Here is a 569-nt window from a genome sequence, read left to right as displayed (position 1 = left end):
GGCACTGTTGCAAAGTTAGCGATGAGGCAGCCTTTTGTCTTATTCAAAGGCCTTACATTTCAAAAACTCTGCTTACCAGGCGCATTTCGCCCAGGGGATCACCATAATAAAATGCTGAGGCCTGGCCTTTGCGTAGTGCACGCATCACCTCAATACCTTTGATGGTGGCGTAAGCCGTCTTCATGGATTTAAATCCCAGCGTGGCGTTGATTATCCGTTTCAGTTTGCCATGATCGCATTCAATCACGTTGTTCCGGTACTTAATCTGTCGGTGTTCAACGTCAGACGGGCACCGGCCTTCGCGTTTGAGCAGAGCAAGCGCGCGACCATAGGCGGGCGCTTTATCCGTGTTGATGAATCGTGGGATCTGCCACTTCTTCACGTTGTTGAGGATTTTACCCAGAAACCGGTATGCAGCTTTGCTGTTACGACGGGAGGAGAGATAAAAATCGACAGTGCGGCCCCGGCTGTCGACGGCCCGGTACAGATACGCCCAGCGGCCATTGACCTTCACGTAGGTTTCATCCATGTGCCACGGGCAAAGATCGGAAGGGTTACGCCAGTACCAG

At 52.2% G+C, this 569-nt stretch carries 1 protein-coding gene; it reads right to left on the bottom strand.

The genetic code is table 11. The annotated features are described in order from the left end of the window. Positions 1–52: 52 nt before the first annotated feature. Positions 53–569 (bottom strand): IS6-like element IS26 family transposase (locus C4F37_RS27250; protein WP_106106750.1); only part of this gene is annotated, 517 nt, incomplete at its 5' end.

The organism is Escherichia sp. R1, assembly GCF_003000935.1.
In the GTDB taxonomy this organism is placed as follows: Bacteria; Pseudomonadota; Gammaproteobacteria; order Enterobacterales; family Enterobacteriaceae; genus Escherichia; species Escherichia coli.
Note: the sequence above shows the minus strand (reverse complement) of the source record. Positions and strands in the feature narration are given on the sequence as shown.